Source organism: Micromonospora sp. NPDC002411 (assembly GCF_053592955.1).
Genome location: NZ_JBSFBM010000244.1, coordinates 1 through 10420, shown reverse-complemented (window position 1 = coordinate 10420; position 10420 = coordinate 1). Strand labels below are relative to the sequence as shown.

Below are 10420 nucleotides of genomic sequence, written 5' to 3'. Positions count from 1 at the left end.
TTCGGACTCGTGGGCGCGACCGGGCTCGCCGGTCTCCTACCGGCCGTCGCTTCCCAGACCGTGTGGTCCAGTGCTGATGACGGCTGTCGTTCCCACTCACCGCTGCGGGACAGTCCCGGATTTCCACCGGGTTCCCTCTTGCCTCGACCGCCCTGGATGAGCAGTCGAACCAGCTGCGCTCGACACCATATATAGGGACCCAGCGGTTGTCACACCCCACATGTCGGTGTCGGCGTGTCGGCGGCGGAGGCGGTGACGACCGTCACCCGGCCGAGCCCCCGACCGCCCGGCCCCGGCCGGCCGACGCCAGCGGAAGGCGGCGGTCAGCGGCGCGACAAGGCCGCGGAAAAGGCCGCGACGATCCACAAAGATGCGATGTATGCAGGATCCAGATGTAAGGAACGTTGCTCATAATCTGCCGTCGATGCGGGTGGTCGAGATGAACATCCAATCTTCAAACCCCCGGCTCGGCCGCCGACTCCGACCCTCGTTCCGACCGGTGGACCGCCGCCCACCATTCGACACACTCGACGGGCCGGAGTTCCACTTGGAACAGCAAACGCCACCCACCAGCGGTTTGGTGTTCGGCCACGATGCCCACGCGCAAACGCGGGCCGCGACGACGGGGTACCACCGCCGTCGCGGCGGTCGCCCGGCATCCGAACACGCCACGCGGGAGGCGCCTCCCGCCAGGCGTTCGATCCCCATCAGAAACATTGGATGTCTGCACCGATCGGGTGATCGACGTCGTTGACGCACCTGAACCAGCCTCCGTATACTCCGAATGATCATCTGATCTTTTGCCTAGTCGGGCGAGGAGCGCATGCCGCAGATCACTGCTGTCACCGTCGAGGACGTCCGCTTCCCCACCTCCCTGACCGCTGACGGGTCAGACGCCATGAACAAGGACGGCGACTACTCGGCGGCCTACGTCGTCCTGCACACCGACGGCACCGACAGCGTGGGCGCGCCGCTCGCGGGCCACGGCCTGACCTTCACCATCGGCCGGGGCAACGACATCGTCGCCGCCGCAGCGGTCCACCAGGCACAGCTCCTCGTGGGCATGGACGTGGCGACGATGGCGGCCGACATGGGGGCGGTCTACCGCCTCCTCACGTCCGACTCGCAGCTGCGGTGGCTCGGGCCCGAGAAGGGCGTCGTCCACCTGTCGCTCGCGGCCGTGCTGAACGCCTCGTGGGACCTGGTGGCCCGGCTCGCCGACAAGCCGCTGTGGCGGCTACTGGTGGACATGTCCCCCGAACAACTCGTCGACATCGCGGACCTGCGCTACCTGTCCGACGCGCTGACCCGGGACGAGGCACTGGCCATCCTGCGGGCCAAGGAGAGCACGAAGGCCGACCGCCTCGCCGAGCTCCACCGGACCGGCTACCCCGCCTACACCACCTCGGCCGGCTGGCTCGGCTACGGCGACGACAAGCTGCGCCGGCTGTGCCAGGAAGCCGTCGACAGCGGCTACGGCTACGTCAAGCTCAAGGTGGGCGCCAACCTCGACGACGACATCCGCCGCTGCGCGATCGCCCGGGAGATCCTGGGCCCGGACCGCAACCTGATGATCGACGCCAACCAGGTGTGGGACGTCGGCCAGGCCATCGAGTGGGTCACCGCCCTCGCCCGGTTCACGCCGCTGTGGATCGAGGAGCCGACCAGCCCCGACGACATCCTGGGCCACGCGGCCGTCCGCCGGGCCGTCGCCCCGATCGGCGTCGCCACCGGCGAGCACTGTCACAACCGGGTGATGTTCAAGCAGCTGTTCCAGGCCGGGGCCATCGACTTCTGCCAGTTGGACACCGGCCGGCTGGCCAGCATCAACGAGATCGTCGCCGTGCTGCTCCTCGCCGCGAAGTTCGACGTACCGGTCTGCCCGCACGCCGGCGGCGTCGGGCTGTGCGAGATGGTCCAACACGTGTCGGTGCTCGACTACGTCGCGGTCTCGGGAGATCTCACCAACCGCGTCACCGAGTTCGTCGACCACCTGCACGAGCACTTCACCGACCCGTGCGTCATCCGTGACACCGGCTCGGGCAGCGGCTACGTCCTGCCCGACCAGCCCGGCTACTCCACCCGGATGCGCCCCGAGTCGATCGCGCTCTACCGCTTTCCCGACGGCCACTACTGGGCGGCGGCGGACCCGACTACCGTGTCATCTCCGGAGCCGTACGTGATCGCGGGTGGGACGGCCACATCCGCTGGCCGCTAGGGGGACCATGTCACGCACTGACGAAGTGGTGAACGGCATCAAGCGGATGATCCTGGACGGGAAGTTCAAGCCCGGGGACCGCCTGCCGATCGAGAAGGACCTCGCCGAGTCGCTCGGCGTCTCGCGCGGCTCGCTGCGCGAGGGGATGTCGGCCCTGTCGATCCTCGGCATCGTCAACATCCGCCAGGGTGACGGCACGTACGTCACCAACCTCGACGCGCCGCAACTGCTGGCCCCGATGGGCTTCGTGGTCGACTTCCAGGGTCAGGGCGACCCGCGGCACATCCACACCGTCCGGCGGCTACTGGAGTGCGAGGCAGCCCAGCTGGCCGCGACCAGGATCACGGACGAGGCCCTCGCCCAGGCCGGGGAACTCCTCGACGAGGCAGCCCGGATGGTCGGCCAGTCACCGCAGGACCACGAACGCATCCTCGAGATCGACATCGCCTTCCACCGGATCATCGCCGTGCACGCCGACAACCCGGTGCTCGTCGGGCTCATCGAGGCGTTCGCCGGTCGCACCATCCGCGGGCGGCTCTGGCGGAGCCTGCACGAGGAGGGCGCGGACCGACGTACCCATGACGAACACGTGGCGATCCTGAAGGCCCTCGTGGCGCGTGACCCGGAGCGGGCCCGCACCCGGATGGCCAACCACCTGATCGGTGTGGAGGAGTCGTTGCACGGGTTGCCCGACGACGCCGACCCGACCAGCACCGAGACGACGCGACCCTGACCGCTGACGCTACTGCTGCACGTCGAGCAGCCCCGCCTCGTACAGCGCCGCCCAGAGCTGGTCCGGGACGTCGGTGTCGAATCGGCGCAGGGTCTCGGTCACCTGGACCGCGTCACGCACACCGACCACTGTCGAGACCACGGCCGGGTGCCGACGGACGAACGCCAACGCCGCCTGGGGCAGCGTGACGCCGTACGTCTGACAGACCCGCGCTATCCGCCGGGCCTGACCGACCACCTCCACCGGCGCCCGCTGGTAGTTGTAGGCGGCGTCGCTCGGCGGCAGGTCCCGGGCCAGCAGCCCGGAGTTGTAGACCCCGGCGATCACCACACCGACGCGGCGGGCCTGCGCGGCGGGTAACAGGTCGGTCAACGCGCCCTGCTCCAGCAGCGTGTACCGGCCGGCGCACATCACCACGTCAACGTCGGTCTCCGTCACGAAACGGGCCAGCATCGCGGACTGGTTCATCCCCGCGCCGATCGCGCCGATCACGCCCTGTTCGCGCAGCTCCACCAACGCTGGCACCGCCTCGTACGCGGCCTGCTCCCAGTGGTCGTCCGGGTCGTGCAGGTACACCACGTCGATCCGGTCCAGGCCGGTGCGTCGAAGGCTCGCCTCCACCGAGCGGTGTACGCCGTCCCGGCTGAAGTCCCAGACCCGTCGGTGATCGGCGGGCACGTCGAACCCCTCCGGGTCACGCAGGTGCGCGGTCTCCGGCGACGGCACGAGCAGCCGGCCGACCTTGGTGGACACCACGTACTCGGCACGGGGTCGGGAGCGGAGGGCGGCACCCAGACGCCGTTCGGACAGGCCGAGCCCGTAGTGCGGCGCGGTGTCGAAGTATCGGACACCCCCAGCCCACGCGGTGTCCACCGCGGCGGCGAACGCCTCGTCCGACGTCCTTCGATAGAGATTGCCGCCCTGCGAGGCACCGAATCCCAGTGGGCTGAACCGCACCCGTGGGCGAGCGGCATCCACTGTGGTCCGCCGACCGAGGGGGCCTGTCATCGGCCGCGCCAGCCGTCGCCGTCGGCCAGGACGTTCGCCGTCACCGCTCGTCCCGGTCCGTGCTGGTGCTCCCGGTCATCGCCGCCACCAGGTCGTCGGTGGTGACCTCGTCGGCGCGGAGTTGGGCCGCGCGGCGGCCGAGGCGCAGCACCTCGACCCGGTCGGCGATGTCGAGCACCTGCGGCATGTTGTGGCTCACCAGCACCACCGACATGCCGGCGTCGCGGGCGCGTCGGACGACGTCGAGAACCCGCCCGGTCTGGACCACGCCGAGCGCCGCGGTGGGTTCGTCGAGGATGACCACGTTGGTGGCCCAGATGATGGCGCGGGCCACCGCGACGCACTGCCGTTGCCCACCGGACAACATGGCGATCGGGGTGGTGACCCGTGGGATCCGCACACCGAGTTCGTCCAGGGCCGCCGCCGCGCCCTGCCGCATGGCGCGCTTGTCCAGCAAGCCCAGCCGACCGAGCGGTCCGGAGCGCAGGATCTCCCTCCCGAGATACAGGTTGGCAGCCACGCTGAGGTCGTCGGCGACGGCCAGATCCTGGTAGACGGTCTCCACCCCCGCCCGCCGGGCGTCGACCGGGGTCGAGAACTGCACCGGGCGACCGCCCACGAGGATCTCGCCCTCGTCCGGTGGGTGCACGCCGGAAAGCGTCTTGATCAGAGTGCTCTTCCCGGCGCCGTTGTCGCCGATCAGCGCGACGACCTCACCTCGGTGGACGGTGAAGTCGGCGCCCCGCAACGCCTCGACGTGTCCGAACCGCTTGACGATGCCGCGCGCTTCCAGGACCGGCGGTTCCCCGCCGGACGGCAGGTTGTCGGTGTCGGCGGTGGCCGCCGGAGTCGTTCCCATCACTGCACCGGAGGGTTGGCGCAGCTGGGCTCGAGCACCGCCTTGATCTCCGCCGAATCGATGTTCTCCTTGGTGACGAAGGTGACGCCGGTGTCGGCAGACGCGAGTGGCGCCTTGTCCCGGAGGTGCTTGACCATCTTGTCGACGCCGAAGTAGCCCATCTTGAACGGGTTCTGCACGACCAGCGCCGAGATCTGACCACTGCGCAACCCGGCGACCTCGTCCGGGGCGGCGTCCCAACCGATGATGACGATCTTGCCCGACTTGCCCGCCGCCTGGATGGCCTGGGCGGCGCCGAGCACGCTCGGCTCGTTGGCGGCGAAGATGCCCTTGAGGTTGGGGTTGGCGGTGAGGATGTTCTCGGTGACCCGCCGCGCCTCGTTGACGTCGCTCTTGCTGGGCTGCTGACCGACCAGCTTCAGGTTGGGGAACTGGGCGAGGCCGGCCTTGAAGCCGTCGACCCGCTCGGTGTTGGTCTGTGATCCGGGCTGGAACTCGACCAGGGCCACGTCGTGGTTGCCGGGGCCCAGCTCCTTGGCGAGCAGCTTCGCCGCCTCGGTCGCTGACGCGCGGTTGTCGGTGGCGAAGAGCGGGACGCCCGACGGCTGCGGGCTGGTGCCGGAGTCGATCATCGCGACCGGGATCTTGGCGGCCAGCGCCTGGTCGGTGGCGGGCGCCAGCGCGCTGGAGTCGGTCGCCGCGTAGACGATGCCGTCGACCTTCTTGGTGACGAAGTTCTGGATCAGGTTGACCTGGCCCTCGACGTCGGTCTCGGTGGTCACCCCGTCCCACTGGACGGTGACGTCCCCGGCGCGCTGCGCGGCGCACTCCGCGCCCGCCTTCACTGTGTTCCAGTAGTCGGCGCCGACTGCCTTCGGTACGACGGCGAGCTTCAACGGCCCGCTCGCGTCCTTCGTCGCGCCGTCGCCGCCGTCCCGGACCTCCACTCCGCCGCAGGCGCTGAGTAGGGCGGTGGCCGCGACCGCGGCCAGGATGGCCTGTGCACGAAGGAGACGCGTGCGCGCCGGTCGACTGGTGGTGGTGTGTGCCATGGTGTGTGTCCTTCCTCGTTCGGACTCGTGGAATGGCATGTCAACCCCGCGATTCCAGCCGCCGGCGGCGGTACTGGTCGAAGTAGACGGCGGCCCAGATGATCAGGCCGACGATCACCTGCTGGTAGTGGATGCTGATGTCGAGCAGGACGGCCCCGTTGCGCACCAGGGCGATGAGGAAGGCGCCGATGATCGTCCCGACGATCCGACCCTGGCCTCCGAACAGGCTGGCGCCGCCGATGACCGCGGCGGCGATGACGTCGAGCTCCAGCGAGATCCCGTAGTTGGGCTGGCCGGAGTTGACCCGGGAGGCAGCGATCATGCCGCCGAGGCCGACCAGCACACCCGCCAGCACGTACACCCCGGTCAGGTGACGGCCCACCCGGATGCCGGAGCGACGCGCGGCCTCCAGGTTGGAGCCCATCGCGTAGGTGTACTGGCCGAAGCGGGTCTGGGAGAGCAGGAAGGCGACCCCGACGGCGACCAGGACGGTGATCACGACGGCGAACGGGATGCCGATGATCTCCCCGTTGCCGAGCAGTTGGAACGACCGGGGCAGGCCGTAGACGCCGACCGCGCCGGTGATGATGAAGACCAGTCCGCGCCCGACGGACATCGTTCCGAGCGTCGCGATGAACGGCGGAATCCGGGCTGCCGTCACCAGCAGGCCGTTCAACAGCCCGGCTAGCGCGCCGACGCCGATCGCGACCGCCGTCGCCGCCCAGAGCGAGAAGCCGAGGTCGCGGACGACCATCGCTCCCAGCACACCGGAGAGTGCGGCCACCGACCCCACGGACAGGTCGATGCCCTTCGTGATGATGACCATCGTCTGCGCCGTGGCGATGATGGCGATCACCGCTGTCTGCGCCCCGATGTTGAAGAGGTTGTCAGCCGTCAGGAAGTAGGGACTCGCGATGGTCAACGCGATGAACAGGACGACCAACGCGGTGGCGGCGGTGAACTCGGAGACGGCGTGGGAGATCCGTTCCCGGAGCCAGTCACCGATGTCGCCGCGCTGCGTGCCGGCGGATGCCTCGGCGGTACTCATCGTCGGACCTGACCTCCCCATGCGTGGGGCCGGCACTCGACGGAGGACCCGCCGTCGTGCCGAGCACCTATGAGCGACCGAGCCTCCCCGCAGAGGAGAGGGCTTGGCGTGGACCTGCCGCACCGTGACGATAGATCGGATGTTTCCCTTGATCAGCCGTTACCATGCCATGCACCCGCGTGGGTTGCCAAGGTCTTACAACCATGTTTTGACATCGTTACCCGAGCCATCCCGCGCATACGTCTGATCAAATCGGCACAACTGCGGCCGAGCGGCGCGGCACCATCCGCCGACGGTTCGTCAGGGGACGCTGGACCAGCGACAGTCCACAATGGATCGACAGGCCCGGCCCCGACGACCATGCGCACCCCGCACCCTAGGGTGGCCCCCGGCTCGATCCGGCGGACCATCGCGAGCATGTTATCGATAACATGCTATGCCCGGTGGCGTTTGCGGGCACCACTTTCTCCACCGAACTCCCGGCCGGTCAACCGACGGCCCTCCGGCGGGTCACGACGCCGCGAGCCGGTACTCCCGGCTGGCTGTCTGTCGCCAGATCGCCGCGCGCTCGTCGTCGGTCAGCGGATCCAGCAGGTCGCCGAGCACCCTGACCCAGCGGGTGTACGAGGTGGCGAGCAGACACACCGGCCAGTCCGAGCCGAACATCAGCCGGCCCGGCCCGAACACGTCCAGTGCGTGCTCGACGGCCGGCCGCAGGTCCGCGACCGTCCAGGAACTGCCGCTCACCTCGGTCACCAGGCCGGAGAGCTTCGCCGTCGTGTTGGGTTCGGCGGCGAGCGCCCGCAGGTCCCGGGGCCAGTCGCCGAGGCCGCCGGCCCCGAGCGACGGCTTACCGAGGTGGTCCAGGACGAACCGGACCTGGGGCAGGTCGCGGACCAGCCGGGTGGCCGCCGGCAACTGATGATGGCGTACGAGCAGGTCGAAGGCGAGGCCGGCAGCACCGACCGCGGCGATACCCCTCCGGACGTCGGGGCGGTCGAGATATGCCGGGTCGGGCTCGGACTGGACCAGATGACGGATCCCGACGAGCCGCTCGCCACCCCGCGCCGCCCGAAGTCGCTCCAGGCGCTCGACGACATCGCCGGCGGTGAGGTCGACCCACCCGACGACCCCGGCGATGAGGGGGTCGTCGGCCGCGATCCCCAACAGCTCGGGCGTCTCCGACCGGGCCGCGACGGTCTGCACGACGACGGTCTGGGTGACTCCGGCGACCCGGGTCGCCGGGCCGAGGTCGACCGGGGTGAAGTCGTCGTCGATCGCGGCCATGGTGTGCGGGTCGATCCAGGGCTGCGGGTGCCGGGCTCGGACCCAGAGGTGATGGTGCGCGTCGACGATCCCCGGCTGCCGCACGGCCGCACCGGTCGTCATCGGACCCGTCCCGGCGCGCTCACGTCCACCCACCCCGCTCCGCCACTGGTCGGACCTCCGGCGAGGCCCGGTGCCGTCGACAGATTTTGCAGGGTGACCATGTTAGCGGTAACAGGGCAGGCGCAGGCCGCAGAACGCGCGTACCAGCCGGAACTCCCCAGCACTCCGGCCGGACGAATACCGTCGACTGGCCGAAGTGACGATGCGTCGGTGCCCGCACGTCGGCGAGCCGGCGGGTCGCTGTCCCGGACCGGGTTGACCGCCTGAGGCGGCACCGATACCGTCGACCCACTATCTGCGGCGACGCGAGGGAAGCCGGTGTGATTCCGGCGCGGTCGCGCCACTGTGAGCGGTTCCCCCACTTCGAGAGGGACCGCGAGCCAGGACGCTCGGTCGTCCGCAGCCTTGCGATGGGGACGCGTCATCCCCGGGGAGGTTCGTGATCACATGTCCAGTTCCACGTCCAGCCAGCCGTTGGTGAATCCCGCTGGCACCACGCGTCTGTTGTGGACGGTGTTGGCGACCGTCACCGCGCTCGCGCTGCTGGCCTACCTCGTCGCCTTCGACCAGGGCGCGGTGTCGCGCAGTGGCATGTACCTGCACGAGCTGATGCACGACGGCCGGCACCTGCTGGGTGTTCCGTGCCACTGACGGGTGCCACCGCTCCCCCGTTCGTCACCGTCCTCGTCCGCGGTCTGCTCGCCGGCCTGATCGCCGGTCTGCTCGCCGGGACGTTCGCCTATCTCGCCGGCGAACCGCACGTCGACGCGGCCATCGCGATCGAGGAGGCGGCGTCGGCGCATGCCGAGCCGGTCGCCGGTGCGCACGACCACGAGGATGCCCTGGTCAGCCGCAATGGCCAGCGCGGCGGCCTGTTCCTGGCCACCGGCCTGTTCGGTGCCGCGATGGGTGGCCTGCTGGCCACGGCGTACGTCCTGCTGGCACGCCGACGGCGGACCTACGACGACGGACGGTCGGGCCTGCTGCTGGCCGGCGCGGCGCTGCTCGGCGCGGTGGTCGTGCCGTTCCTCAAGTACCCGGCGAACCCGCCGGCGGTCGGCGATCCGGCCACCATCAACCAACGCACCGTCACCTACCTGCTGATGGTGGTGCTCGGTCTGGTTGCTGTGTGGGCGGGCTCGCTGGGCTACCGATCGGTCGGCGCGCAGGCACCGCTGTGGCAGCGCGTCGCCGCGGCGGTCGGCGGATTCCTGCTGGTCACCGTGGTCTCCTATGTGGTGCTTCCGTCGTTCCAGGAGGTCCCCGCCGACTTCCCCGCGACGCTGCTGTGGGACTTCCGGCTGGCCTCGCTCGGCACCCAGGTGGTGCTCTGGACCGGGATCGGCCTGCTGTTCGCGGCCCTGATGCACCACGACCGGCGTCGCCGGGCCGCCGCTGCACTTCCGGGCACGTGACCGCCACCAGCCTCCGGCTGGTCGCCCACGCGCACACCACTGCCCTGCGTCGGGCCCGCTTCGGCGGATCGGACGACGGCCTGGACGAGGGCGGCCTGCGTGCCGCCCTCGCCCTGGCCCAGGCCGGACGTGGGCACCTGGGCGTCGACGACGCCTGCGTGTCCAGTCCCGCCGCGGCGGCTACCGATACCGCCGACGCACTCGGTCTGCTGCCCACCATCGAGGCAGCGTTGGCGGACTGCGACTACGGCGACTGGACCGGACGGTCGGTCGAGGAGATCGCCGTCGAGCAGCCGCAGGCGCTGCACGAGTGGATGTCCGAACCGGAGTCCGCACCGCACGGCGGCGAGTCCGTCGCTGGGGTGCGGGACCGGGTCGGTGCCTGGTTGGACGGGCAACGCGGCGCCGACCGGCGGCTCACCGCGATCGCGCACCCGCTGGTGATCCGGGTCGCGGTCGTGCACGCCCTCGACCTGCCGTTGGCGACGTACCGGCAGGTGGACGTGGAGCCGTTGGCGATCGTCCGGCTCACCGGCCGTGGGGCACGGTGGCACCTCCGACTGAGTGCGCCTCGGGTGGATTGAGATCGTGCTGACGGCTCAGGCCGTGACCGCCACAGTGGGTGGTCACGGCCTGAGCCGTCACAGTGTCGCTTCTCAGCGCTGCCGGTGCGGCAGGTGCACCTCGACGGGCTCGGG

At 70.1% G+C, this 10420-nt stretch carries 10 protein-coding genes and 2 riboswitches; of the genes, 5 read left to right on the top strand and 5 right to left on the bottom strand.

Annotation, left to right across the window (positions count from 1 at the left end):
* A riboswitch (cobalamin riboswitch) is annotated at positions 1-189 on the bottom strand. This riboswitch is flagged as partial in the annotation.
* 634 nt (positions 190-823) lie between these two features.
* A complete protein-coding gene (locus ACWCO3_RS24830; RefSeq protein ID WP_355026343.1) occupies positions 824-2218 on the top strand; it encodes an enolase C-terminal domain-like protein in 1395 nt (464 codons plus the stop codon).
* A 7-nt stretch (positions 2219-2225) separates the two neighbouring features.
* Positions 2226-2951 (top strand): FadR/GntR family transcriptional regulator, encoded by a 726-nt coding sequence (locus tag ACWCO3_RS24825; RefSeq protein ID WP_145782870.1) that lies wholly within the window; start codon positions 2226-2228, stop codon positions 2949-2951.
* Positions 2952-2960: 9 nt separating this feature from the next.
* On the opposite strand, the gene ACWCO3_RS24820 is transcribed toward ACWCO3_RS24825, so the two are convergent.
* From ACWCO3_RS24820 to ACWCO3_RS24800, 5 genes are all read right to left on the bottom strand, one after another.
* A complete protein-coding gene (locus tag ACWCO3_RS24820; RefSeq protein ID WP_145782872.1) occupies positions 2961-3959 on the bottom strand; it encodes an aldo/keto reductase in 999 nt (332 codons plus the stop codon).
* A 40-nt stretch (positions 3960-3999) separates the two neighbouring features.
* Complete coding sequence (locus ACWCO3_RS24815; protein ID WP_145782874.1) at positions 4000-4818, bottom strand: ATP-binding cassette domain-containing protein; 819 nt, start codon at positions 4816-4818, stop codon at positions 4000-4002.
* Positions 4818-5870, bottom strand: coding sequence for an ABC transporter substrate-binding protein (locus ACWCO3_RS24810; RefSeq protein WP_145782876.1), 1053 nt, complete (start codon positions 5868-5870; stop codon positions 4818-4820). The genes ACWCO3_RS24815 and ACWCO3_RS24810 overlap by 1 nt, the downstream gene beginning before the upstream one ends.
* Before the next feature lie 40 nt (positions 5871-5910).
* Positions 5911-6918 carry an ABC transporter permease gene (locus ACWCO3_RS24805; protein ID WP_145782878.1) on the bottom strand — a complete coding sequence of 336 codons (1008 nt, stop codon included), beginning with the start codon at positions 6916-6918 and terminating at the stop codon, positions 5911-5913.
* Positions 6919-7428: 510 nt separating this feature from the next.
* Positions 7429-8307, bottom strand: coding sequence for an amidohydrolase family protein (locus tag ACWCO3_RS24800; protein ID WP_145782880.1), 879 nt, complete (start codon positions 8305-8307; stop codon positions 7429-7431).
* A 258-nt stretch (positions 8308-8565) separates the two neighbouring features.
* A riboswitch (cobalamin riboswitch) is annotated at positions 8566-8720 on the top strand.
* A gap of 34 nt (positions 8721-8754) precedes the next feature.
* Here ACWCO3_RS24800 and ACWCO3_RS24795 point away from each other — a divergent pair.
* From ACWCO3_RS24795 to ACWCO3_RS24785, 3 genes are read left to right on the top strand one after another with little or no spacing between them, the layout of a single operon-like run.
* Entirely contained in the window at positions 8755-8958 is a 204-nt protein-coding gene (locus ACWCO3_RS24795; RefSeq protein ID WP_088989954.1) for a CbtB domain-containing protein, read from the top strand.
* Positions 8949-9722: a CbtA family protein gene (locus ACWCO3_RS24790; RefSeq protein WP_357838558.1), complete on the top strand. Its 774-nt coding sequence runs from the start codon at positions 8949-8951 to the stop codon at positions 9720-9722. Before ACWCO3_RS24795 ends, ACWCO3_RS24790 begins: the two co-directional genes overlap by 10 nt.
* Positions 9719-10306, top strand: coding sequence for a histidine phosphatase family protein (locus tag ACWCO3_RS24785; protein WP_145782884.1), 588 nt, complete (start codon positions 9719-9721; stop codon positions 10304-10306). The genes ACWCO3_RS24790 and ACWCO3_RS24785 overlap by 4 nt, the downstream gene beginning before the upstream one ends.
* The last annotated feature ends 114 nt before the right edge of the window (positions 10307-10420 follow it).